At 57.9% G+C, this 24397-nt stretch carries 27 protein-coding genes and 1 other RNA gene; 10 read left to right on the top strand and 18 right to left on the bottom strand.

What is annotated here, in order from left to right; translation table 11 throughout:
- Positions 1-71 precede the first annotated feature (71 nt).
- The 4 genes from rpoZ to Q7F15_RS06995 are packed head-to-tail and all read right to left on the bottom strand — an operon-like array spanning position 72 to position 2089.
- Positions 72-278, bottom strand: a complete 207-nt coding sequence (gene rpoZ, locus Q7F15_RS07010; protein ID WP_171564293.1) for a DNA-directed RNA polymerase subunit omega — start codon at positions 276-278, stop codon at positions 72-74.
- A 3-nt stretch (positions 279-281) separates the two neighbouring features.
- On the bottom strand, positions 282-896 hold the full coding sequence (gene gmk, locus Q7F15_RS07005; RefSeq protein ID WP_171564294.1) for a guanylate kinase: 615 nt from the start codon (positions 894-896) through the stop codon (positions 282-284).
- A gap of 19 nt (positions 897-915) precedes the next feature.
- The gene (remA, locus tag Q7F15_RS07000; protein WP_015891999.1) at positions 916-1176 is read right to left on the bottom strand and encodes an extracellular matrix/biofilm regulator RemA; all 261 of its coding nucleotides are present in this window, start codon (positions 1174-1176) and stop codon (positions 916-918) included.
- Positions 1177-1201: 25 nt separating this feature from the next.
- Entirely contained in the window at positions 1202-2089 is an 888-nt protein-coding gene (locus Q7F15_RS06995) for a YicC/YloC family endoribonuclease (protein ID WP_171564295.1), read from the bottom strand.
- A 188-nt stretch (positions 2090-2277) separates the two neighbouring features.
- Here Q7F15_RS06995 and Q7F15_RS06990 point away from each other — a divergent pair, with 188 nt between their 5' ends.
- Genes Q7F15_RS06990 through Q7F15_RS06980 form a run of 3 tightly spaced genes read left to right on the top strand, consistent with a single transcriptional unit; the run spans position 2278 to position 4842 of the window.
- Entirely contained in the window at positions 2278-4017 is a 1740-nt protein-coding gene (locus Q7F15_RS06990) for an Rqc2 family fibronectin-binding protein (RefSeq protein WP_304415298.1), read from the top strand.
- Between the two features lie 34 nt (positions 4018-4051).
- Positions 4052-4396, top strand: a complete 345-nt coding sequence (locus Q7F15_RS06985) for a DUF2512 family protein (RefSeq protein WP_171564297.1) — start codon at positions 4052-4054, stop codon at positions 4394-4396.
- 32 nt (positions 4397-4428) lie between these two features.
- Entirely contained in the window at positions 4429-4842 is a 414-nt protein-coding gene (locus Q7F15_RS06980; protein ID WP_171564298.1) for a hypothetical protein, read from the top strand.
- Positions 4843-4951: 109 nt separating this feature from the next.
- Here Q7F15_RS06980 and ssrS read toward each other — a convergent pair.
- A non-coding RNA gene (ssrS, locus tag Q7F15_RS06975) (6S RNA) lies at positions 4952-5146 on the bottom strand.
- 217 nt (positions 5147-5363) lie between these two features.
- Between ssrS and Q7F15_RS06970 the strand changes: the two genes are divergently transcribed.
- Positions 5364-5771, top strand: coding sequence for a Gmad2 immunoglobulin-like domain-containing protein (locus Q7F15_RS06970; protein ID WP_304415297.1), 408 nt, complete (start codon positions 5364-5366; stop codon positions 5769-5771).
- Positions 5772-5841: 70 nt separating this feature from the next.
- On the opposite strand, the gene ltrA is transcribed toward Q7F15_RS06970, so the two are convergent.
- The 6 genes from ltrA to Q7F15_RS06940 all read right to left on the bottom strand — a co-directional run bounded on the left by ltrA (position 5842) and on the right by Q7F15_RS06940 (position 11492).
- Entirely contained in the window at positions 5842-7101 is a 1260-nt protein-coding gene (ltrA, locus tag Q7F15_RS06965; RefSeq protein WP_230077222.1) for a group II intron reverse transcriptase/maturase, read from the bottom strand.
- Between the two features lie 590 nt (positions 7102-7691).
- The gene (locus Q7F15_RS06960; RefSeq protein ID WP_304415296.1) at positions 7692-8462 is read right to left on the bottom strand and encodes an enoyl-CoA hydratase/isomerase family protein; all 771 of its coding nucleotides are present in this window, start codon (positions 8460-8462) and stop codon (positions 7692-7694) included.
- A gap of 18 nt (positions 8463-8480) precedes the next feature.
- Positions 8481-9647: a CaiB/BaiF CoA transferase family protein gene (locus Q7F15_RS06955; protein ID WP_304415295.1), complete on the bottom strand. Its 1167-nt coding sequence runs from the start codon at positions 9645-9647 to the stop codon at positions 8481-8483.
- A gap of 123 nt (positions 9648-9770) precedes the next feature.
- Positions 9771-10124, bottom strand: a complete 354-nt coding sequence (locus Q7F15_RS06950) for a DUF4870 domain-containing protein (protein WP_171564302.1) — start codon at positions 10122-10124, stop codon at positions 9771-9773.
- Between the two features lie 104 nt (positions 10125-10228).
- Entirely contained in the window at positions 10229-10438 is a 210-nt protein-coding gene (locus tag Q7F15_RS06945; RefSeq protein WP_212131869.1) for a hypothetical protein, read from the bottom strand.
- A 109-nt stretch (positions 10439-10547) separates the two neighbouring features.
- Positions 10548-11492: a GntR family transcriptional regulator gene (locus Q7F15_RS06940; protein ID WP_171564304.1), complete on the bottom strand. Its 945-nt coding sequence runs from the start codon at positions 11490-11492 to the stop codon at positions 10548-10550.
- Between the two features lie 139 nt (positions 11493-11631).
- Between Q7F15_RS06940 and Q7F15_RS06935 the strand changes: the two genes are divergently transcribed.
- The gene (locus Q7F15_RS06935) at positions 11632-11802 is read left to right on the top strand and encodes a YjzC family protein (protein ID WP_171564507.1); all 171 of its coding nucleotides are present in this window, start codon (positions 11632-11634) and stop codon (positions 11800-11802) included.
- Between the two features lie 105 nt (positions 11803-11907).
- Here Q7F15_RS06935 and Q7F15_RS06930 read toward each other — a convergent pair whose 3' ends face one another.
- Positions 11908-12141 carry a hypothetical protein gene (locus Q7F15_RS06930; protein ID WP_171564305.1) on the bottom strand — a complete coding sequence of 78 codons (234 nt, stop codon included), beginning with the start codon at positions 12139-12141 and terminating at the stop codon, positions 11908-11910.
- Between the two features lie 88 nt (positions 12142-12229).
- On the opposite strand from Q7F15_RS06930, the gene Q7F15_RS06925 reads away from it, so the two are divergent.
- Positions 12230-12766: a DUF309 domain-containing protein gene (locus Q7F15_RS06925; protein WP_304415294.1), complete on the top strand. Its 537-nt coding sequence runs from the start codon at positions 12230-12232 to the stop codon at positions 12764-12766.
- Positions 12767-12781: 15 nt separating this feature from the next.
- Here the strand turns inward: Q7F15_RS06925 and Q7F15_RS06920 are convergent, their stop codons facing one another.
- Positions 12782-13468: a CPBP family intramembrane glutamic endopeptidase gene (locus Q7F15_RS06920; protein ID WP_304415293.1), complete on the bottom strand. Its 687-nt coding sequence runs from the start codon at positions 13466-13468 to the stop codon at positions 12782-12784.
- A 170-nt stretch (positions 13469-13638) separates the two neighbouring features.
- Between Q7F15_RS06920 and Q7F15_RS06915 the strand changes: the two genes are divergently transcribed.
- The gene (locus Q7F15_RS06915) at positions 13639-14841 is read left to right on the top strand and encodes an MFS transporter (protein WP_171564308.1); all 1203 of its coding nucleotides are present in this window, start codon (positions 13639-13641) and stop codon (positions 14839-14841) included.
- Between the two features lie 93 nt (positions 14842-14934).
- Positions 14935-15414, top strand: a complete 480-nt coding sequence (locus tag Q7F15_RS06910; RefSeq protein WP_212131867.1) for a CcdC family protein — start codon at positions 14935-14937, stop codon at positions 15412-15414.
- 139 nt (positions 15415-15553) lie between these two features.
- Here Q7F15_RS06910 and Q7F15_RS06905 read toward each other — a convergent pair whose 3' ends face one another.
- The 4 genes from Q7F15_RS06905 to Q7F15_RS06890 all read right to left on the bottom strand — a co-directional run bounded on the left by Q7F15_RS06905 (position 15554) and on the right by Q7F15_RS06890 (position 20224).
- Entirely contained in the window at positions 15554-16885 is a 1332-nt protein-coding gene (locus Q7F15_RS06905; RefSeq protein WP_230077146.1) for an APC family permease, read from the bottom strand.
- Positions 16886-17006: 121 nt separating this feature from the next.
- Entirely contained in the window at positions 17007-17810 is an 804-nt protein-coding gene (locus Q7F15_RS06900; protein WP_212131865.1) for a VOC family protein, read from the bottom strand.
- Positions 17811-17911: 101 nt separating this feature from the next.
- Positions 17912-18901, bottom strand: coding sequence for an ornithine cyclodeaminase family protein (locus Q7F15_RS06895; RefSeq protein WP_212131864.1), 990 nt, complete (start codon positions 18899-18901; stop codon positions 17912-17914).
- A gap of 18 nt (positions 18902-18919) precedes the next feature.
- Positions 18920-20224, bottom strand: coding sequence for an MFS transporter (locus tag Q7F15_RS06890; RefSeq protein WP_171564313.1), 1305 nt, complete (start codon positions 20222-20224; stop codon positions 18920-18922).
- 227 nt (positions 20225-20451) lie between these two features.
- On the opposite strand from Q7F15_RS06890, the gene Q7F15_RS06885 reads away from it, so the two are divergent.
- Positions 20452-21000, top strand: coding sequence for a cysteine hydrolase family protein (locus tag Q7F15_RS06885; protein WP_304415292.1), 549 nt, complete (start codon positions 20452-20454; stop codon positions 20998-21000).
- 15 nt (positions 21001-21015) lie between these two features.
- Positions 21016-22653, top strand: coding sequence for a nicotinate phosphoribosyltransferase (locus Q7F15_RS06880; protein WP_171564315.1), 1638 nt, complete (start codon positions 21016-21018; stop codon positions 22651-22653).
- A gap of 82 nt (positions 22654-22735) precedes the next feature.
- Here the strand turns inward: Q7F15_RS06880 and Q7F15_RS06875 are convergent, their stop codons facing one another.
- A complete protein-coding gene (locus Q7F15_RS06875) occupies positions 22736-24352 on the bottom strand; it encodes a glycerol-3-phosphate dehydrogenase/oxidase (RefSeq protein ID WP_212131863.1) in 1617 nt (538 codons plus the stop codon).
- Positions 24353-24397 lie beyond the last annotated feature (45 nt).

Raw genomic sequence — 24397 nt, 5'->3', positions numbered from 1 at the left:
GGTCCTTGCTGCGAAAAAAAACAACCTGCGTGAGGTTGTTTGAAAGCAATAACGCGGTGACAAAGCCGCTTTTATTTGCGGACGTCGGTGTATTCGTAAATGACCTGGTCGGCGATCAGCTCTTCCAGCGCCAGGCCGACGAACTTTTTGGACTGCGGTTTTTCCACCTGTACGGGGCTGTTTTCGCGAAGTTGGCGAGCCCGTTTGGACGCGATGGTGACCAGGGTGTATTTGCTTTCCACTTTTTCGGTCAGTTTGTCAATCGATGGATACAGCATGGATTATGTAACCTCCTCAAGCCATTTGCGATACTTGTGAATTTGGCGTTCCTTTTTCAAGTGCTCGGCGGTGATGATCGACTGGATGCGTTCGCAAGCGCATTCGATCATGTCGTTGACCACCACGTAGTCGTACTGATCCATCAGTTCGATCTCCTGACGAGCCATCTCCATGCGGTGACGGATTGTCTCTTCCGTCTCCGTTCCCCGTCCGACGATCCGATTTTCCAGTTCGGCCAGATCAGGTGGCGCGAGAAACAGGAAAACCCCCTGAGGAAATTTTTTCTTCACCTGCAGGGCACCCTGCACCTCGATTTCCAGAATCACGTCGCGCCCTTGTTCCAGCATATCCACCACAAACTGGCGCGGTGTACCGTAGTAATTGCCAACGTATTCCGCCCACTCCAGGAGTTCATCCTGCTCGATCATCCGGCGGAACTCTTCCTTTGATTTGAAAAAGTAGTTAACCCCTTCCACTTCTCCGGCCCGCGGCGCCCGCGTGGTGGCGGAAACGGAATAGACCAGATCCGGCATGCGCTCGCGAAGCGCTTTGCAGACCGTTCCCTTGCCGACGCCAGACGGCCCCGAAAGAACCAAAAGGAGACCGCGATCGTCCATCGTATGTCTTCACTCCTGCCTATTCGTCCGATTCGTCATCTTTTGTCGTCAGTCGCTGCGCCACGGTTTCCGGCTGGACCGCAGACAGAATGACATGATCGCTGTCCGTGATGATGACCGCCCGCGTGCGCCTTCCGTACGTCGCGTCCACCAGCATGTTGCGATCGCGCGCTTCCTGGATGATCCGCTTGATCGGCGCTGATTCGGGACTGACGATGGATATGATGCGGTTGGCGTTGACGATGTTGCCAAACCCGATATTGATCAGCTTGATTGCCATGACGGCCCCGTCCATCCTTTCATCGCTACTCGATGTTCTGAACCTGCTCTCTCATTTTTTCCAGTTCCGTCTTGATCTCGACGGCCAATCGCTGGATGGGCAGATGATTGGCCTTGGAAGCAATCGTGTTTGCTTCCCGGTTCATCTCCTGCAGCAGAAAGTCCAGCTTGCGCCCGACCGCTTCTTCCCTGCCCAACAGTTCCGCAAACTGAGAGCAGTGGCTCGTCAGACGGGTCACCTCTTCACTGATGTCGGAACGCTCGGCCAAAAAGGCCGCTTCCTGTGCAAGGCGCTGCGCGTCCAGTTCAAACGGAGCAGTTTCGGCCCATTCGGCCATGCGTTGATGCAGACGGCTGCGGTATTCGTCGACGACCAGCGGCGCCATTTGTCCGATTTCCTCTGTCCAGACGGAAATCCGGGCAAGTCGCTGTTCCAGATCCGCCTGAAGCTTCAGCCCTTCCTTTCGCTTCATGGACAGCAGGTCTTCCGCCGCTTCCCGACACGCCGCAAGCAGCCACTCGGACGCCTGCTCGGCGTCTGCTTCCGCCGCGTCCCGGGTTTGCACCACACCGGGCAGGAGCAGCAAGTCTTTGGCGGTTAACGGTGTATGTAGCGAAAAGCGTTCGTTCATCTCCTGCGCCGCCGACACATAGTGCTCTGCAACGGCCCAGTCAATGGCAATTCCCTGCCCCGTCAGGCCGCCTGCGTCCACGGTGACGGCCACATCGACGCGGCCGCGCCGGACGAATTGGCCCACAAGCTTGCGCACCGGCTCCTCAAGCATGCCCCAGGTCTTGGGCAAGCGAACAAGGATTTCGCAGAAACGATGGTTCACCGCGCGAATCTCCACAGTGAGCTGCAGCGAACCGTACATCCCTACACTTCGGCCGTACCCGGTCATGCTTCGGACCATGGTTCTCACTTCCATAGACGTAAAATCGTTAATTTATTATAGGAGACAACTCTCTGCAGTGTCAACCAACGCCGCAGGGACAAGTCGATTCCGCCGTGGTGCGCTTTGTGATACACTGTCACTGACACTTTTTAGACAGACGAATCGTGGATACGTGCAGGATTGCTGCACACGTGAGGTGAGCACTTGTGGCATTTGACGGAATCGTGACCCGTGCGGTCGTGCGGGAATTGCAAAAACTGGCGGGCGGACGGATCGCCAAAATCCATCAGCCCCATCACAGCGATATTGTCATGCAGATTCGGGCACAGGGGGAGACGGTGAAGCTGCTGCTTTCCGCCAACCCCACCTATCCCCGGCTGCATGTGACGACTGAGGAGTTTACCAATCCGCAGGAAGCCCCGATGTTTTGCATGCTGCTGCGCAAGCACTGCGAAGGCGGCCTGATCGAGGCAATCGAACAGGTGGACATGGAGCGGATCGTGCACATTGATATCCGCACCCGCGACGAACTGGGCGACACGGCGCGGCGGCGGATTGTCATGGAAATCATGGGCAAGCACAGCAACATCATCCTGCTCGACCCATCCAGCAACACCATCCTGGACAGCGCCGTGCACGTGACCCCGGCGATCAGCCAATACCGGCAGGTTCTGCCCGGCCGTCCCTACGTCTCCCCGCCCAGCCAGGAGAAGCGGGACCCGCTAGCCGTGACAGAACAGGCGTTCATCACGGCGATCAACTGGAATGGCGGTCGCTTGGACCGGCAGTTGGTGGACGCTTTCACCGGGATCAGTCCCTTGTTGGCCAAAGAGATTGTCCACCGAGCGGGCCTGCCGACGCGGGAAGCGATGTGGCACGCCTTTGCATCCGTGATGGAAGCGGTCAGACAGCACCGGTATGCGCCGATGATCGCGGAAAGCCGAGAGAAAACACAGTTTCACGTGGTGGAACTGACCCATCTGACGGACGCCGCCACAACTTCCTTTTCCACTGCAAGCGAATGCCTGCAGGCGTATTACGCCGTCAAGGCACAGCGGGACACGGTCAAGCAAAAAGTGCACGACCTGATCCGCTTCGTCACCAGCGAACGGAACAAAAACGAGAAGAAAATCGAAAAGCTGGAGCAGACCTTGGCCGAAGCGAAAGACGCGGAGATTTTCCGGCTGTACGGTGAACTGATCACCGCCCACATGCACCAGCTCAAACGGGGCGATACCGTCCTGGAGGCGGTCAACTGGTACGACGAAGCGGGCAGCACCGTGACCATTCCGCTCGACCCGTTGAAGACGCCATCCGAAAATTTGCAGGCCTACTACAAGCGCTACAACAAGGCGAAAAACAGCCTGCAGATCGTGGAAGAACAAATCCGGCAGGCGCGCGAAGAGATCGTCTATCTGGACGGCCTGCTCGTCCAGTTGGAGCACGCCTCCCTGCAGGAAGCGGAAGAAATCCGTGAAGAACTGGCGGAACAAGGGTATGTGCGCAGCCGGCAGAAACGGACAAACAAAAAGAAAAAGGACGTCCGTCCCGAACTGGACGCCTACACGTCGAGCGACGGCACGGAGATTCTCGTGGGCAAGAACAACAAGCAAAACGACTACCTGACCAACAAGCTGGCCGGGCCTCACGACACGTGGCTGCACACCAAGGATATCCCCGGTTCCCACGTCGTCATCCGCTCCCGCCAGGTCTCGGAACAAACCCTGCGGGAAGCGGCCGTCCTCGCCGCGTATTACAGCAAGGCGCAACACGGCAACCAGGTGCCGGTCGACTATACGCTGGTCAAATACGTAAAAAAACCGAGCGGAGCCAAGCCCGGTTTCGTCATCTACGAACAGCAGCGGACGCTGTACGTCACTCCCGATGAAGCGCTGGTTCGCCGGCTGAAGGCGAACAACCGCGCGGCGCATAGCGAGACTAGGTAGGTTCATACTAAGAGCATGAAAGGAGGGTTCGTGCTTGAACATCCTGCTCAAGCTCTTGGTAAACGGCATCATCGCAGTGCCGGGGCTGCTGTGGTCGGGAACGTCGCTTTCGTTTGCGCTGGTTACCAGCGCAGTCGTCAGCCTGGTGGCCTACGGGCTGGGCGATGCCTTCATTCTGCCACGGACCAACAATACGTTTGCCAGCACGGCAGATTTCGGGATGGTATTTGCCCTGTTCTGGCTGGCCGCGTCTGTGTTTGCGCAGCCTTTTCGCCTGTCCGGCCTGTTTTTGACGGCCTTTGCCATTTCCATTGCCGAATACTTTTATCATGACTATTTGCAGCGACATGGGGTCCATCACACCAAGCACCCCGGCTGACACCCTACCATTACATGCAAAGGAGGATCGGGATGGACGTCATCGGCATCATCCAGACAGATTTGAACGAGTTTAACGTTCTGTTTGTACCGGATCAAAACAGCGGCGAAAACAAGGAACAACAGGATCAGCGTAATCAGCGTGGCCAGGAGAGCCAATCCAGTCAGGACAACGATAACGACTCCCTGTTTCTCGATTTCCTGGGTGACCAGACTGCTGAACAGGATCAGCAGGGGCAATCCGGAAATCAGCAGAGCGGTCCGCAGGAAATGACCGTCCGGATCAAGGGCATTCCGGAGGGGCAAAAAGCAAACTTTTTGCAGATGTATCAGATTCTTCACGACGCCAAGCACACCCGTGATCTGGAACAGTCACTGACCATCGTCAGCCGGGGAGACCAACAGCAGAATCAGAAGGAGACAGGCATCTCCGGCGTACGGCACTGAGTTCGATCGCCACAGGACCGGCAGATCGCGCAAAAAAACCTGGAACGATAACGTCCCAGGTTTTTTCGTGGTTGAATCTTCTATGTCCAGCTTGTCTTTTTATTTTTAAAAAACCCCCGCTCTGCCGTCCGGCCTCATGTTTCTGTAACCTGCTCTCACACAGGTGGGTGACCCGTCCGCGTTTCTGCCTTCCCATGCGTCCCAGGCCGGGAGGTGGGCCTGACATACGGCGCGAAGTTCTGTCTCCCTAGAAACACTCATAAGGTTAGAAACATTTATGGCCTCACGTACATCGCAGGATCTTTACACTTCTTACTCTACCACAGATGGCTTCCGCTCTCAATGGATATTCTCTCACCTGCAGCATATTTTCCGCTAGACTTGGTTGCGCTGTTCACACGTTCTTGCGGTTGTGTAGCCGGGACCAAAAGATTTCTTGACAAGCTCCGGCTTCAACCGGATAGGAACGGGACAAACAGGCCATGCTACAAAAAAATTTACCCGTTTGGAGGCAACCCGCAATGAAAAAGAACGTGTTTTGTGCGTGGGTGATCGTCTGCTGGCTGGTATGCGTCTCAGCGCTGCCCCCGGCTGCCGGTGCCGTCGGCATTCCGCCAGCGTCAAAGAGCCAACAGGGGTACGGCAACGAAGCGTTCCGCAATGTCACGGTCAGCAAGACCGACACCAGCCAATACGTCGTCAAGGGACAAGCCCGCGTCCTGGAAGGCAATGTCCGCTACGTGGTCACGGACGGGGCTACCACCCTGATCAACAGTTTCGTCTCCGCCAGCCGCGGCGGCCTGTCATGGGGCTCGTATGAACTCAACCTGAACCTGCCCGGCAGCAAGCAGCCGCTTACCTTGATATTGTTTGAAGAAATTGCGCACACGGGTGCCCGTCGGCACGAACTGAAAATTCCGCTTCCCTGAATCGAGTAGGAGGGGGTGGTTAACCCCCGTCCTCTCACACCACCGTACGTACCGACCGGTATACGGCGGTTCACCAAGCTTGACGAAGTGTGAAATATCGCTGTATCAAACTCATCAGCCCTTGTTGTTGCCAGTAGGCAATACCAAGGGCTTTGTGCATGTGCGGGGATTTTGTTGTCCGCCACGCCCCCTTTCGGGTGTTTGCGATTTCCAGTGCTCTGTTGTGAGAAAATCCAAGCGAACGAAGTTCGCGGTACCTCGTACGAACTCGTTTCCACTGCGTCCATAGACAGAGCCGGAGCCTTCGGCGAATCCATTCCTCTATTCGCAGAAGATGGGTTTTCGCCTCGGCCAGCGCAAAATACCCGATCCATCCCATGAGGTATTGGTTGAGTTTTTGAATCCTCTCCTGCATGGCCATGCTTCGATGTGGGTTGGTTAATTGGCGAATTCGTCCTTTTAACCGGGTGATCGATTTGGGATGCAGACGTATCCGCGCTTCCTTTCCCGGAATAAAGCTAAAGCCGAGGAACTTCCGGTTGCACGGGCGGTCCACCGCACTTTTCTGTTGATTTACCTTGAGTTTGAGAACCCTGGTCAAGTATCGCTCCACACTTGCCTTTACACGTTCACCCGCACGTTTGGAGCGGACGTAGATGTTGCAGTCGTCCGCATAGCGGCAGAAACGGTGTCCCCTTTTCTCCAACTCCTTGTCCAGGTCGTCTAGCAGAATGTTGGCCAACAGCGGACTTAAGGGGCCACCTTGCGGCGTGCCCTCTTCCGTCGTGACACACACTCCGTTGACCATGACTCCGGATTGCAGATAAGCGCGAATTAGTTTAAGAAGGCGCTTGTCCTTCACCTTGCGGGCAACCCGGCTCATTAGGATATCATGGTTGACCCGGTCGAAGAACTTCTCCAAGTCGATGTCGACCACATACCGGAATCCTTCGTTGATGTACTGTTGTGCTTTCCGCACAGCACTGTGAGCACGGCGGCCTGGACGGAACCCGAAGCTGGAGTCGGAGAACTCTGGGTCGAATATGGGAGTCAATACCTGCAGGATGGCCTGCTGGATGAAGCGATCTACCACGGTAGGGATGCCTAGCAATCGTATTCCCCCGTCAGGTTTCGGGATTTCGACCCTGCGGACAGGAGACGGCTTGTAGGTTCCCTTCTCGATTTGCGACCGGATGGTCGCCCAGTGCTGACGAAGGTAGTCGCGCAGTTGTTCGGTTGAAACACCGTCGATTCCCGCAGCACCTCTGTTGGCCTCCACTCGTTTGAGAGCGGCCATGAGGTTGTCCCGTGACAGCACTTTCTCCAGCATGCCCCTGACGATACTCCTCTCTTCGCACACATGTTGCTAAGCTTGCCGTACGATGCTCAGCCCTTCTCTGTACCCTCGGGGCTTCACCCCTACTATTCAGAGGAAGTTCCATTTCGGAATTCTGCTTCGACGCACCGTATCGAAAGGGATTAGAACATGTGTTGACTTGATGTTCGGCCCTTCCTCCTTCGAGCGTCCTCTAACGGAGTACTATGGCCTCTGCTGACTTCTGCATGTTCAGCGCCCCCTCGCGGAGACGGTTGCCAACGGTAGTAGGCGTATCATGCAGACCTCCCCGGGTAAGGACGGTAACTTTCGTCCCATGTACCTGCCCAATTTACTGCTGCACTCCTTGGCTGTATGGGGCTTCACCTTGTTCGGCAGGCTCGCCCGAGTACAACAGCCTCAAATTGGGTTCGTGTACCTCAGGTCAGGACTTTGCCGCCGGCTTCCTTCAGATTCCGCCTCACGGCGGACACCCTTGCCTTAAGCTAACGGTTGGTACAGCCAACCCCCGTTCGGGACTTTCACCCTATAGCTACCGCCCATGCCGGGCGCACCGAAAAAAACGCCGTGGCTTCGGCGTTTTTTCACATGCGCTTCCGTTTGGCCTGTACCAGCGATTCAAAGGCGGGATGCATGATCAACTTGGGCTGCTGCTCCTTCTCCCAGGCCAGCGACTGCTCCAGATTCTTCTCCAGGCAAGCGGTCAAACCCGCTTTGGTGACGGCCAGCGCATGACGGGGCAGCCGGAGAAGGGCACTGATCAACTGCTGCGCCTCCTGCTCGATTTCGGCCGCATCCACGGCCTTGTAGATCAAGCCGATCCGCTCCGCTTCGCTGCCGGAGATTTTTTCACCGAGCAGGGCCAAACGCTTGGCCTGGGCCATGCCAACCAGGCGCGGCAGCAGATAGGTGCCGCCGAAATCCGTGGTCAGGCCGATCTGAACAAACGGCTCCTGCAGCACCGCGTCCCGGGCTGCGATGACAAAGTCAGCATGAAGCGCCAGATTGAGGCCCGCCCCTACTGCCGCCCCTTCGACCAGGGCGATTACCGGTTTGGGCATGTGATGAAGCTGCGTCAAAAACGCGTTGATCACCGTCAGTGACTCGTCAGCCTGGGCGGGGTCACGCAGCGCTCCCAGTATGCTTAAATCGGCCCCCGAGCAGAAGTTGCCACCGGCGCCGCGCAGAAGCACCACTTCGACAGCCGGTTCAGCGGCAGCCCGTGCGATCGCCTCCTGTAGCAGTGAAAACATCTCCAGCGTCAGCGCATTCAGTACCCGCGGCCGATTGAGCGTAATTGTCCAGATGCCCTCCCGCAGGTCGGTTAGGATCGGCATGTCTTGTCCGTGTTCCATCAGTGTCTGCTCCTTTCTTTACAGCATACGCTGCGGGATGACGCCTTCCTGTTCCAAGCGGGTCAATTCGTCATCCGTCAGGTTCAGCTTGGTTTTCAACACGTCACGGGTGTCTTCCCCGCAGCGCGGAGGAGGCGTCATGCCGTCCAGCGGGCGGGATCGTTCCACGCGCACCTGCAGCGTCTCTCCATCGGTTCCGTACGGCAGGGTAAAGGCGACTTCCCGGCTGGCGACATACGCACTGCCGCTCCAGGTGTCCATCTCTTCCACCGCGGTCAGGCAGCAGTCCACTTCACTCCCCAGTTCGCTCCACTCTGCCTGCGTCCGTGATAAAAACAGGGCTTTCATTTCCTCGTAAACGTCTGGGTGGTCAGCGATCAACGCGCCGTGCAGGGTCTCCCAGTCTTCCCGTCCAACCGCCCGGCAGAAGTTGTGCCAGAACTTCTCCTCCAGCGCCGCCAGCGTGACGTACTTGCCATCCGCGCTCTCGTACACCTGGTATGCCAGCATGCCCTTCAGAAATTGGCCCATCGCCATCGCCTGCCCGTCATGGGCGAGCAGGGCATGCAGTCCCATCCAGGAGGAGAGCACGTCCACTGCAGCGACGTCGAGGTAAGCGCCCTGTCCGTGTCGATATTGCCGAACCAGCGCCGCACAAATTTGCTCGGCTGCGTACAGGCCCACAGCGTAATCGGCGATCGGCACTTCCGGGGGGACCGGCCTGCCTTCGCTGTCGCGAATCGCTGACAGCAGCCCGCTGATCGCCTGGTAGTTGAGGTCGTGGCCGCCCAACTGGTGCATGTCCCCCGTCTGGCCGTATCCGGTAACCGAGCAATACACCAGCGAAGGATGGACAGCAGACAGGCTGTCGTAGTCCAGACCGAGGTGGCGCATCACGCCCGGACGGAAGCTCTCCACCACCACGTCAGCACGGCTGGCCAGGTCAAACGCCAAGGCTCTGCCCGCTTCGGTATGCAGGTTTAGCGCGACGCTCCGCTTGTTGCGATTGGAGCTTAAAAACAACGCCCCCGTCTCTTTGACCCGCGGCCCCAGCGAACGGCCGGGATCTCCCCCGGGATGGGCTTCCACCTTGATCACTTCTGCCCCCAGGTCGGCCAGCCTCATTGTGCAATACGGCCCGGGGAGATGACGTGAAAAATCGACGACCGTGATCCCTGTCAACATGCGGTTTCCACCCCTTTCCACCCTTGTCCATGTTTTGGTATTTCGTGATGGGCGGGCCGCATTCCTTCATTGTCAGAAAAATGCCAACACAAATACAGCCGTTCAAATATCGAACGGCTGTTGTCAGGTGATAAAGCGCAGTGTGAGCGGATAGCGATAGGGTATGCCGTCATTGGCTCTGATCGCCGCCATGATGACGACCACCACCCAAAAGACGAACAGGGCGAACAAGAGCAGGACGCCAACAAACAGAAAAATCAGCAGCGTACTGATCGCCCCGTATATCGTGACACTGATGCCAAAGTTGAGTGCCTCTTTCCCTTGGCTGTCGACAAACGCTCCCTCTTCCCGCTTGAGCAGCCAGACAATCAGCGGCCCCAGCACGTTCCCCAGCGGAATGACAAATCCGGCAAAGGCAGAGAGATGCGCAGCGACCGCCCACATCCGCTCCTGTTTGCCGGGCCGTTCCTGATTCATGCATAGCCCCCCTTGTTTGTTCCTTCACTTTCAAATGTACGGCAGACCTTCCGAAAACTTGCGGAGAGAAAAAAGCGCCTCTTAAGGAGGCGCTTTTTTCGTGTTTAGTAGGGGCTGTCAGGGCTGTCATACCAGTGACGCATGGACGAGGAACCGTACGAGTCGCATCCTTTTCCGTAGCGCTCTTTCCGATAGTGATAGCAATCGTACTTGTAGACCGGTTTGTAGTAGCATTTTTTCTTGTAGTACTTCTTCTTACAGCATTTTTTGTAGTGGCATTTGTGCCCGTGAGACTTATGGCATCCGCAGCTCATGAGCTCACCCCCTCTGAGTTGGTACAGTTACATGCTATGTCGAAGGGGTGGCATTGGCATGGTACACTTGTCTAAACTGTACAGAAATAAACGGATAACCATGAGGGCATTACTGCGTGACGATCTTCCGCAGTTCGTTGATTCCGTGATGATCGGGGATTTCCTGAAACTCCTTTACCTTGGGCAAGGTTAACAGATGGGGCCGAGTCATGTAACCCGGTTTGGAGATGTAGACCACGTCGCAGTTGGCAATCAGCTCAAACACGTCAGGGTGGTTGGCCTCGATTGTCCGCAGGTCCAGATGCGTGATTCCGGCGTTGTACAAGTCGTCGATCATGCCTTCCGCTCCCCGGATGGTGGCGCAGATCAGGCCCACCTTGGTGTGGCGGGGGTACGCTTCCAGGGCGGGAATGACGATGGTCGGGTCGGGGATGAAATCCAGGCTGACCACCGGAGGCGCTTCCCGCGGGAGCGCCTGCTTTATTTTGAGGGTAACGCTGGGATGGGTGACAATTGCCTTGTACTGCTGCAAAAAGCCGGCGTCCTCTTCCAGCCGCTCCCAAAATTCGTCAAACGTGCGACCTTCCACCATCGCGCTCGGCAGGTGATACTGCACCAGCCGCAGATACTCGGCCAGCTCCAGTTCCGTAAAGCGGAGAAACAGCACGGGGGACTGGTTGATCTCCTGCATGACAGCGGACAAGACGCGCGTAAACTCGTCCATCGAATATCCCATTGCCTTTACCTTGTGCAGCGTTTCCTTGGCCAATAGCGCCAGGTGGGCGGGGTTGCGGGTCAACAGGGGGTCGTTTACCACGCTGCTGACGATCGTTCCCCGTCCCTGCCGGGAGTCGACCAGTCCCTCCTGCTGCAAGCGCAGGTAGACACTGCGCACCGTGTTGTAGTTCACCTTGAGATGGGCAGCCAATTGCCGTACAGTCGGAAGCTGTGATTGCGGCGGGAGTTCCCCGCTGCGGATGAAGGCGGCAATTTGCTGATACAGTTGTTCGTGGTACGAGATGTTGGAATCTTTTTGCAGAGACAGACGATGCACGATACAACCCCCCGGATCTGTGGTGCTCCTATCGTAAATCAATTCTGAATCTATCGTCAATAGCGGCACAAGGGTTGAGCCAGTCCCTTGGGGAGATACTAAACGGGACACAACATGAGAAGAAAGCGGGGTGACCCAGATGGGCGAGCGCAGCCGTTTTCGTGAAGGCGACAAGTCTCCGAAAAACGCGGTCTACATGGAAATCGGGGAAACCGGCGCCAGCGTGCAGAACCCGATGATCATCGAGCTGGGCAAAGGGGACAAGTTTCCCCCGACCCGCAACAAGAACCGCGTCTGGACGCAAAAGTAACCGCTATCCACGGACAAAGGGAACATGCGGCTCCGCAATGGGCGGAGCCAGTCATTCCCTTTTGCCCGGGCAAAAACCACCCCCGCGAGCAGGGGCGGTCGCGTGTTACTCGTCTTCGTCCTCGGCGTCCTCTTCATCGCCTTTCAGGTAGATGATCGTAACCCCCAGGCTTTCCAGGAGCTGCAGCACTTCCCGGTTCAGCTCCTCGTCCCGCAGCAGGCCCAGGCTCTCCACCAGTTCCAGCTCTTCCAGATCGCCCGATTCGGCATCCTCAATCAATTCGATTACTTCCGTCATATCTCTTTCCTGCAGAATGGAGAGAATTTCCTCTTTGGTCATCTTCTAACCTGCACCTCGTTTTCTGCTTGCGTTTTCCTTTATAATAGTACATGGTTGAATCGGAAAACAAAAGAGCGAGGAGCTTGTCATGTACCCGCACCCCTATCTGGAATACCTGGTCCAGTTCCACGCCGAACGGGACTACTTCGAATGTCACGAAATTTTGGAAGAGTACTGGAAAAGTGAGGCCGGACAGCGCAGCCCCGTCTGGGTCGGGCTGATTCAGATCGCCGTCGGGCTGTACCACCACCGCAGGGGGAATCAGGCCGGCGCCGTCAAAATGATGAACAGCGCCCTGCGCATCCTGGAGCAGCAGCAGGAAGCAATCGGCCGTCTCGGTCTGGAACCCGTCACCCTGCTTCACCTTCTCCACGACGTCGTCACCGAGATGGAGGCTGGCGCTCCGTACCGCAGCATCTCACTGCCGATTGCTGATCCAAACTTGCGCCTGCGCGTGCAGCAGATGTGTGCGGAACGGGGATTGCCATGTGATCGGCCAAGCGACATGGCCAACCGGTATCTGCTGCACAAGCACACCTTGCGCGACCGCAGCGCCGTCATCGCCGAGCGGGCCCGCCAGCTCTCGCTTCGGGACCGGCACAAACAAAACGGGCAATCGCGCTGAATCCCGCCGTCACATTCAGCCCATGTACACCCAGAAGACCAATGCGAGAATGATGCCCAAATCGGCCAGCATGTGGCTGAACCACGTGGCGTACACGGCGGGAAACACACCCTTGAGCCACCCCCAGAATACGCCGATGGCCAGCACCATGAGTGTAATCCACACACCCCACCGCCAGCCGAACAGAACGGTGGCCACCAGCAGATGATACAGGCAAAAAAAGAAGCTGCTGAGCAGTACAGCAGCGAAGCGGGACATGGCAGCCAGCAGCCGCTCCAGGACGAACCCGCGCCAAAACAGCTCTTCCAACAGCGAATTGACGGCTGTCATGTACAGCGAAAACCACCAGAGCGCCTGCCGGGTGAGTCCCCATCGTTCCAGCACGGCGCGGATCTCTTCCGGCTGCACCCCGGAGGCGAAAAGCAACCGGATCCCGGCGAGAATTCCCGTCAACATGAACGCTCCCGCAGCTAGCCCCCAGACCGCCCCCTGCTTGTCAAAGGGGAGCCACGCACGCCGCCAACTGTCGGGCAATCCCCCTTCCCACCATCCGTGCAGCAGGGGAATGCCGAGGCAGACCAGCAGGTGAAATGAGACGAACGTGACAGCCAGACTCTCCCTTTCCACCAATCCGTAATAAACAGCCAACGTTGCGATAAAGCCGTAGGCGATCAACAGCAATAGCGAGCGTTTCCGCTTCATGAAAATTCTCCTTGCTCCCCAATCCAATCTGATGCCCTTAGCTTCCCCCCAGTGCCGGCAAGCCATACCCAACTGAAACCAACAGAGTCATATACAAACCAGTGGGCAGGTGGTATACTGTTTGAATCGGATTGATAAAATGATTTTGATTAAAACGGAGAGTGGCTGCCATGTTGTGGCGAAATCGTACGTTTCTCCTGTTAATGATCGGGGAAGTGATCACCGGATCGGGGCTGTGGATTTCCATAATCGCCAATCTGCAGTTCATGCAGCATCTGATCCCGTCTGACGCGCTCAAAGGGCTGATCCTGATGAGCGGCCTGGTGGTAAGCATCCTGCTGGCACCCAAGGCAGGCGTCGTCATCGACCGCTCCGACAAGCGTCGGATCATGCTGGTGTCCAGCCTGGTTCGCTGTCTGAGTCCCATCTGCATGTTTCCTGCCATCGCGCACGACTCGCTCGGGTGGATGGTCGTTTCCCTGATCATCATGCAGGCGTCCGCCGCCTTTTACTTCCCTACCCTGCAGGCATCGCTGCCCGCGATCCTGCCGTCGTCGGAACTGCTCAAGGCGAACAGCGTCTATCTGAACATTTCCACGCTGTCCCGCATCGGCGGAACCGCGATCGGCGGTGTCCTCGTCGCCTCGATGGATCTTCGGATGCTCTACGCGCTGTCCGTTGTTGCCTACATCATCGTGACGCTGTTGACCTTGCTGCTGCGAATTCCGCCAATCGCCTCCCACAAACAGCAGGAGAAGGTGGAGTTTCGTGAAGTGCTGACGATCACCAAAAAGGATCCGGTCCTGCTCGTCGGGCTGGTGAACATGGGGTTGATCACGCTGTTCCTCGGCGGCATCAACTTGCTGGTGCTTAACTTCAGCGAAATCCAGCAGGCGCCCGAAATGATGGGCTGGATCTACGGGGTGGAGGGGACCGGCATTCTGGTGGGCGGACTGCTGGCCAAGCGCTGGATCGGCGGACGCAACCTGATCGTCGTATCCGCTGCCCTCTTGTTTTCGTTTGCCCTGGCCCAATACGGAATGTCATTCGCGGAAAACCGGATCATGGTGCTGGCCTCGTTTGCACTGTTCGGCATGACCGTCGCCTTTTTCTTCCCGGTCACCACGACTGTGTTTCAGCGACGGCTGGAGGAGCATCAGCAGGGGCGTTTCTTCTCTTTCCGCAACATGCTGGATCGCGGCGTTTTCCTGATCGCCCTGGGTACGACCGGCGTCTGCCTCGACCTTATGGGAATCTCCGGCTACATGCTGGTGATCGCCACCGCCACCCTGCTGACGGGCGTGGTCACGCTGTCCTACAGCATCAAAAACAAGCTGGACGTCCGAGAGACAGATAAACCAGCGGCGGCGTAGGGCTTCTTTAAGAAAAGACAGCGAATCGCTTTCCCCTTTTTCTGCAAAAAGGTGTACACTAGAGATATCATGGGCCAAGGAGGGACTACTTTCATGCAGATTTTATCGTCCACAGCCCTGGGCATGCTGCTGCCACTGCTTATGGCGACAGTGGTGATCGTCCTGCGCATGCGCGGGTCCAGAAAGCCGGTGTCCGTGCGGCGCATCATCCTGCCGCCCCTGTTCATGTCTACCGGTTTTGCGATGTTTCACTTTCCGGAAACGGCCACGCCGCTCATCTATGACGTGATCGCCTTTTTCACCGGGATGATCTTTTCCATCCCGTTGATCCTCACATCCCGCTTCGAAATCGTCGGCCAGGACGTCTATCTGAAACGGTCCCGAGCCTTTTTCGGCATCCTCGTCGTCCTGGTGATAATCCGCTTTGCCATGAAACTGTGGGTAAACGATTCGCTGACGATCATGCAAACAGCGGGACTGTTCTTCGTCCTCGCCTACGGCATGATCGTTCCGTGGCGACTGGCGATGCTGTACATGTACCGCCAATTGGTCAAAAAGACAGTGAGAACCTGACAACGATGAGCAGAACCTCTGACGCCGAGGTCACTGCTCTTTTTTTGCCCTCGTTTTCCCAAGAAAAAACCCTCCAATCGGTCGATTCCAACCGTTTGGAGGGAAGGAGCGCTTTCGGTTTGTCAGGCTGATGGTTGGCTCATCGGCTCGCATCGGCGGACTTCATTTTTCGCTGCCCGCGCCAGAAAAACGGAAGACCCAAGAGCGTAATGGCAATGGCCGCCAGCGTATTCACCGGATTGGTGAGCAGCGTGCTCGCAAGGATATAGAGCGAACCGGCGATGGCGAACAGCGGCACGATCGGATAGAGCGGCACGCTGTAAGCGCGTGTCTGTCCCCCTTGACGTCTGCGCAGGATGAACAGGGCGACGAAGGCCAAAATGTAAAACAGGTAGACGGAGAAAATGGCCAGCTCGGACAAGTGGTCGGGATTGCTCACCACCATCATGATCACAGCGATCAGTGCTTGTGAGAAAATGGCGGCTACCGGTGTGCCGTAGGCGGTATGGATGCGGGAGAGCCAGCGGGAGCCAGGAAGCTGGCCGCGCTCTGCCATGGCGAACGGCACACGGGGAAACGCCAGGATTTTGCCGTTGAGGCAGCCAAAGATGGAGACGAGAATCCCGACGCTGATCAGCCTGCCGCCCCATTCGCCAAACAAGTGCGACGCTGCTGCACCTGCGGCGTTTTCCCCCAAGCGCACAATCTCGGATGCAGGCATCAGATGGAGCAGAGCCGCATTGACCGACAGATACGCCAGTGTCACCACGAGCAGACCGCCGATGATGGCACGCGGCAGCACTTTGGCGGGGTTCTTCATCTCTCCGGCCATGAAGCCGACCAACATCCAGCCGTCGTAGGCCCACAGCGTAGCCAACACGGCCGCCCCAAAGCTGATCTCGGCGGCCACGCCGCTGTCGGCCCCCCAAATCTGTCCGTTTCCTTTCCACATACCAAACACGGCGATCAGCGCGATTGGCACCAGCTTGCCGAAGGTGGCTGCCGTTTGGACGAAGCCCCCGTACCGGGTTCCCAGGCTGTTGACCACGGTCAGCAGGAGCACCGTACCGACCGCGATCGGCAGTTTCCATGCACCGTCCCAGCCAAACAGGTGGACGAGCAACGAACCAAAATACAAGCCAAGTGCGCCGATTACCGCCGGGCCGTAGATGACTGACTGCACCCATCCAGCGAGAAAGCCCCACACCTTTCCGTACACTTCTTCCAGATAGACGTACAGCCCCCCTGTCTTGGGGATTTGCGTGCCCACCTCGGCGATGGTCAACCCGCTCGCCAGCGTGATCAGTCCTCCCACGATCCACGCCCACAGTGCCAGCGTGGAGTCACCGGCGTATTCAATCACCTTGCCCGGCTTCATGAATATGCCCGAGCCGATGACAGTCCCGATCACCAACGATGTAGCCAACGTTAACCCCACTTCTTTTTGCAGCGTACGTTGCTGTACCTCCACGTTGTTCCCCCTATCTGACCGACAAATTACTTAACAATCTACACACATAATAACATGAACGTACGTGATTTCTTGTTTTTTCAATTTTACTAAAAAAAGAAAAAGAGCCGCTTGGGCTCTTTCACCACTCATACCATCCGCCGTACAGTTCGTGGCGCATCGCTTGGCCTCGACCGGCAAAGCGGACCACAAACGGCATCTCTCCGCGGGTCAGCAGCGCGTCACGGGCCAATCCCTCCCCCAACGGCTGGCACAGCACGACACCCCCGCCGAAAAACGGCAAAGTCCGGCAGCGGGCGTTCAGCGCTTCATCGACAAATGCGTCCGCGGCCTGCAGGCCAAACCACCGCTGCCAGCGTTCCGCCGCTTCGTCCGCGTCGTGCGCCGCCACGCAGACGCTCGTGAGGGCATGCGCTCCATTGGGATGCGAAGCTATCACACCACGGCGGGTGAGATCGTCCCGCCGCTCGTCGTCGCTCTGTTCCCACTGGATCAAAAACGGCATACGCCCCCTCTCCTCCGGCGGCTCCGCAAACAACATCTGCCAGCGGATCACCGTGCCGTCGTCCCGCATCCTGCTGCCCGGTAGCGGACCGATTACGTTCATCCCGCGCTCGTGAAAATACTCCGCCCAACGTGTAATTTCGCGCGTCCGCAGGGCAATTTGCCCCATGCCCTCGCCCACTGCCGCGTCCTTCACCAACTGCCGGACCAGGGGATTGTCAGACCGCTCAGCCACCTGCGGGTACTCCACAGCGAGAAATTCCACATAGGCAAGATCGAAGTAGATGAGGCTGTTGCAAGTCCCCCAGGCCTCGTGCCGGCCGCCCGCCAGCGCGTGAAATCCTTTGGTTTGCATGTGCTCCGCCGCCTCGACGGGTGGGCGGCGAAGAAAGTGTACCAGATGATCAAACGCAAGTTCCATGTACTCCCGCCTTTCCGATATCGTTTCCGCACATCCAGCAGCGTGGATCTGCGCGCGCAGCGTGCTGCCCGGACGCACACCTCCGTGCCGGCAGATTGCTCCTACAGCGTCACGGTCGTACCTGCTCCCAGCCGCTTCGCCTTTTCGTAGACGGCGCAAGCCACCATCGTATCCAGGAAGGCAATCCCCACCGATTTGTACAGGGTGATTTCCTCGTCTGTCTCCCGCCCCGGTTTTTGGCCGGTGATCAGTTCACCGATTTCGCCATACAGCCGGTCGATCGACCACTCCCCCTGCTGAATCGGCTTGATCAGATCGCCCGCTTCGTGCAGGGCCCCTTCCTTGGTGTCCACCACCACTTTCCTGCAGCGGTTCAACGTAACCGCGTCAAATTCCTGCATGTGCGGCTGATAGGCGCCGATCGCGTTGATGTGGGTACCGGGGCGCAGGATGCTGCCGTCAAACAGCGGCTCGGTCGCCTTGGTGCTCAACACCACGATATCGGCGGCAGACACGGCTTCGTCAGCGTCGTCGACACATGTGATGCTTCCCTTCCACTCCGGGTAGAGCGAGTATATCCGGTCGGCGAGCTGCTCCGCGCGCGCTCGCGTCCGGTTGTACAGCCAAAACCGCTCGATCGGGCGCACCGCCATGATCGCCTGCACCTGCCCCAGCGCCTGGGCACCGCACCCCAGCACAGCGCAGCTTCGGGCATCCGGGCGCGCCAGCAGCCTGGTCGCCACACCGCTGCTCGCGCCGGTGCGCAGAACAGTCAGCCAGGTGGCATCCATCAGCGCCACATGCCGTCCGCTTTTTGCTTCCGTCAGCAGCGTGACCCCCTGCAGGGACGGCAGCCCTTTTTCCACATTTTGCGGAAAGATGCTGACCACTTTCACCGCCGTGTATTCGATCTCCTCCACGAACGACGGCATGTACAGCGTCACCGCTCCCCGCTTTTCGTGGGCGATCACGGTACGAACCGGTGTGACCGTGCCGCCCGCCGCCTCGTGCCGAAACGCCATTTCCACGTCCCGCAGGCATTCTTCCATCGTGTACAGCTCGCGTATCTCTTCCTGGGACAGTACCAGCATGACCATTCCTCCATTTTCTTACTTGTCCGCTCCCAAGTCTGCTGCTTTCGTCTCCTTCGCTGCTCCGATGGCGACGAGCGAAATCAACCCGGTCAAGATGATGTACAAAGCGACCGGTACCCACGAGTTGGCAAACACGTCAAGCAGCCAGGTAGCAATCAGCGGAGCGGTCCCGCCAGCGATGGCTGCCCCTATCTGATAGCCGAGGGACACACCGGTGTAGCGCACCTCTGTCCTGAAAATCTCGGAAAACAGCGTTCCCAGAACAGCCGTCACCGGCGCCCAGAGGATGCCCAGTCCGATCACCGTGGCCGCCGTCAGCCAAAACGCCGACTTGAGCGAAAGCAGATAAAAGTATGGAAACGCAAACAGCATGATCGCCACAGTGCCGCCGATGTAGAGCGGTTTGCGTCCGGCCCTATCCGACCATTTGCCCATAAACGGAATCGCGATAGTGGCCACCAGCGTGGCGATCGTCACCGCGTTCAGCGCAGTCACCTGGTCGTAGTCGAGGTACTTCGTCGCGTAGGCGATCACAAACGTTGAGAAAATGTAGAACGGTCCGGTCTCCACCACTTTGGCCCCAATGGCGATCAGAACGGACTTCCAGTGGTAGCGGAGCGTGTCCGCCAGCGGCACTTTGGCAATGCTGCCGCTTTGCTGCGCGGCACGAAACGCAGGCGTCTCGTCGATGCCGCTGCGAATCCACAGGCCGAGGAAGACGAGCACGGCACTGAGGACAAACGGCACCCGCCAGCCCCACGCCAGGAACTGTTCTTCCGGCAGCAGGCTCATGAGCGACATGGATAACGTGCCGAGCAGCATGCCGATGGTCACGCCCATCTGGGGAATGCTGCCGTAGAAGCCGCGTTGGTCGTTTCGTGCGTATTCTACAGCCAGGAGCAGGGCGCCGCCCCACTCGCCGCCAATCCCCAGCCCCTGCACCAGACGAAGGATGAACAGCAGGATCGGGGCCCACACGCCAATCGTGTCGTATCCAGGCAAAAGGCCGATCAGGACCGTCGCCGTCCCCATCAGCGAAAGCGTCAGCACCAGCGTCTTTTTTCGTCCGACCTTGTCGCCGATATGACTGAAGATGAGGCCTCCCAACGGACGAATGAAAAACGTCAAGGAAAACGACAGGTAGGAGAGCAGCAGTCCCACCACAGGGTCCGTATTGGGGAAAAACAGCTTGCCAAATGCCAGTGATGCTACCGTCCCGTAGAGAAAGTAGTCAAACCACTCGATGGAGCTGCCGATCAGACTGGCGACCAACGCTTTGGTGCCCGTCTTCGGCGATACAGCCGTTTGCGCCATCTGCATCCTCCCTTTCCTCAAAGACAAATAGTGAATGTACCCCGAATGGTAACGCCCTATTGGCTGAATCGTCAATATTTTCACATAAAATACATGCCTGCATGGCGTCATATTGACGTGGGTATGTTTACCAGGTAAGATGAAGCCAACTTCCGTAACGACAGTCACGACTTGGCATCGTTTTGGCCGGCTGGCAAACGCCGCGGTCTATTGATTCTTTCGGGGGGATAGCGATGAACGCCTTGATAGTGATTGACTATACGAACGATTTCGTGGCAGCCGACGGAGCGCTGACCTGCGGGGAACCGGCCCAGCGGATCGAACAGCGGATCGCGGAGCTGACCGAGCAGTTCGTGCGCGACGGCCACTACGTCGTCATGGCGGTGGACGCCCACCAGAAGGACGACCCGTACCACCCGGAAACGCCGCTGTATCCTCCGCACAACATCATCGGCACCGAGGGGCGACGGCTGTACGGAAAGGTGCAGGACGTGTACGAACGGCATGCCGGACTCATTACCTGGATGGACAAAACCCGCTACAGCGCATTTCAGGGGACCGATCTCGCCCTGCAGCTGCACGCTCGGGGCATTCGCGAAATCCACCTTACCGGCGTCTGCACGGACATCTGCGTGCTGCACACGGCGATCGACGGCTTTTACCGCGGGTTTACGGTCGTGATTCACGCCGATGCCGTCGCCAGCTTTAACCCGGCCGGTCACGAATGGGCCTTGAACCACTTCAAAAATCAGCTCGGCCTCCAGGTTTTGGCCGATTTGTGATAAGGAGACGCCTAGATGACACCCTACAAGACGCTTTTTGACGTAATTGACCCGAAAATCTACCGCTTTGTCCACATTTGCCAAACGTGCGGCCAGCCCAATTTCCGCACGACCGATCAACCGCAGAAATGCGCGGCTTGCGATGAGACCCGGTCGTTTGAAGTGCTGCCCTACTACGATCCGTCCCGGGATTACGCCCTCGACGCGGACGAGTACGCGCTCAGCATGATGTACGCGCTGTACAAGAAAGGGCTGCACAAAACCGAAGTGGTATTTGACGACTTTTACCGCAAGGCACCCTTCGTCAAACCGACAGGGGATTACCAGGGCGAGCTGGGCGGGTACGTGGCATTCGGCGGCTTGGAGCAGTTGATTGACATTCTCCAAAACCTGTACTTCAACGAATCGGACATCGCCTACCTGCGCTCCAAAAACCTGTACGACGAGGACTTTCTCGAAGAGCTGCGAAACCTGCGCTTCACCGGCCATCTGGATGCCATGGAAGAAGGCCAGATCGTCTTCCCCAACACCCCCTACATCCGGATCATCGCCCCCGTGATCGAATGCATCTGGATTGAAGCGCAGCTGCTGAATACCATCAACAGCGAGTCGCTGCTGATGACCAAAGGGGCCCGCATCATCACGGCGACGGACGGGCAGACCGTGATCGAAATGGGCAAACGCCGCGCCCAGGGGCGGGACGCTTCCGTCCAGGGGGCACGAGCCGCCTACATCGCCGGCTTTCACTTTACGTCCAATCTGAAAGCAGGCAAAAAGTACGGCGTGCCCACAACGGGAACGCACGCCCACCTGTTCGTCCAGTTTTTCCCCAGCGAGCTGGACGCGTTTCTCGCCTTTGCCGAGGTCTTTCCGGCGAAGTCAATCCTGTTGGTCGACACCTTTGACGTGCTGGGTAGCGGCATCCCCAACGCGATCAAGACGGCCAAGATCATGGAAGAGCACGGACACAGGCTGAACGGCATCCGGCTGGACAGCGGCGATTTGGCCTACCTGTCCAAGCGGGCGCGGGAGATGCTGGACAACGCCGGCTTGTCGTACGTAAAAATTGCCGCTTCCAGCGACCTGGACGAGTACACGATCGCTTCGCTCAAGCTGCAGGGGGCCAAAATCGACGTGTGGGGCATCGGCACGAAGTTCATTACAGCCTATGACAGCCCCGCCCTTGGCGGCGTGCACAAGATCGTCGCCCGCAAAACCGAGCGGGAATGGATCGCGCTGATCAAAATCTCGGAGAACCTGGACAAAATCATCAACCCCGGGCTGAAAAAAGTGTACCGCCTCTACGATCGAAACGGCATGGCCAAAGGCGATTACATCTGTCTGCAGGAAGAGACGCTGGACAACCTTACCGAAATCGTTCTGAAGCACCCGACCAATCCGCTCAAAAGCAAGCGGGTCGTCGACTTTACGGCAGTGGAATTGCTTCGCCCCATTTTCCGAAACGGTCAGCTTGTCTATCAGAAGCCCACGTTGGACGAGATCAGGGACTTCCACCGCAAGCAGAAAAGCACGTTCTGGGAAGAATACCTCCGCCTCGACAACCCGGAAGTATACCCTGTCGCCCTGTCCGACCGCTTGCGGGCGTTGAAGGACAAGCTGATTCACGACAAGCGGCGCCATTCACTGACGTAACTGACAACAAAAACACCCCCTCCGAATCATCTGCCGGAGGGGGTGTTAGCATGACCATTTAACTTGGCGCCTCGCCCGCCTGTCAGGGCGTCATGTCGTGGATCTGCTGCTCCAGTTCGCGGCGGTACGCGTCCGCCTGTTCCGCACTCCAGTTTCCGTACTGCTTCATGAAGGACAGGATCGGCTCTTTCCAGCGCTTCGCCCACGCGATGTCAAACAGCAGACTGCTCGTGCGGCGAAGCAAAAAGTCCACCGGTGTCACCGCCATCTCCTCTTCCAGCGCGTACACCAGGGACGTGAACACTTCCAGCGACATCTGGTGCCGCTTTGCTTCCTGCCCGCGCTCGCGGATAATCGCAAACAGGCGGTCTATATTGCTGCCATAGCGGCGAACGAGCCGTTCCGCCTCCTCACGACTGAGGCCTGCCGCCATCCCTTCCTCTGTTTTCCTTGCGACAAAGGATGCAAAACCTGCGGAGCCGCCCACCTTGCCGCCGGACAGCGCAATCCGGTCCGTCGTGCACCCTGCCTGTACGCCCAGTTCCTGTGCGACGATGTTGACCACCTTTTCCGCCATCTTGCGGTAGCCGGTCAGTTTGCCGCCGGCAATGGTGATCAGACCGCTCGGGGAACGAAACACTTCGTCTTTGCGGGAGATTTCCGAAGCCGACTTGCCTTCCTCGTAAATCAGCGGCCGTATCCCAGCCCAGCTCGCCTCGATGTCCTCCGCCCGGATGCCCACCTCCGGGAACATGTAATGGATGGCCGAAAGCAGGTAATCGCGGTCTTCCACCGTCATCACCGGATGGGCCAGATCGCCGTCGTAGGGGGTGTCGGTCGTGCCCACGTAGGTTTTCCCCGCGCGCGGAATGGCAAACGCCATGCGGCCGTCCGGCGTGTCAAAATAGACGGCCTGACGCAGCGGAAACCGCGCCTGGTCAAAGACGATGTGCACCCCTTTGGTGTGAAAGAGCCGCTTGCCCTGCAGGGAACCGTCTTTTTCGCGCAATTCATCCACCCACGGACCGGCAGCGTTAACCACTTTTTTTGCGCGGATGGCAAACGTCTCCCCGCTGATCCGATCGACGGCCTGCACGCCAACGACCTTGCCGTTTTCGTACAGGAACGACTCCGCCTTCACGTAGTTGACCGGCAGCGCCCCGCGGGCCGCCGCCTCTTTGATCACTTCCAGCGTCAGCCGGGCGTCGTCCGTCTTGTACTCCACGTAGTAACCGCCCGCTTTCAGCTTTTCCTTGCGCAGGAGCGGCTCCATCTTGAGCGTCTCCTCCCGGCTGAGCATCCGCCGCCGTTCGCTCCGTTTCACTCCTGCCAGCCAGTCGTACAGGTACAGGCCGACAGATGTGGCCAGCCGTCCGTACGTGCCGCCTTCGATCAGCGGCAGCAGCATCCACTCCGGCTGGGTGACGTGCGGCGCGTTTTCGTAGACGATCGCCCGCTCTTTGCCCACTTCGGAGACGAGGCGAAACTCCAGCTGCTTCAGGTAGCGCAGCCCGCCGTGAACCAGTTTGGTGGAGCGGGAACTGGTCCCCGCGGCGAAATCCTGCATCTCAATCAGCCCTGTTTGAATCCCCCTTGCCTGGGCGTCCAGCGCAATCCCCGCTCCGGTGATACCGCCGCCGATCACCAGCAGGTCTACCTCTGTCGATTTGAGTTGCGCCAGGTGCTCCGCTCGTTTCATCACGCATCACTCCCTGTTCTACTTTATCGATGGGTCAACCCGAAC

Origin of the sequence: Brevibacillus aydinogluensis (assembly GCF_961514395.1) — a bacterium.
GTDB lineage: Bacteria > Bacillota > Bacilli > Brevibacillales > Brevibacillaceae > Brevibacillus > Brevibacillus aydinogluensis.
Note: the sequence above shows the minus strand (reverse complement) of the source record. Positions and strands in the feature narration are given on the sequence as shown.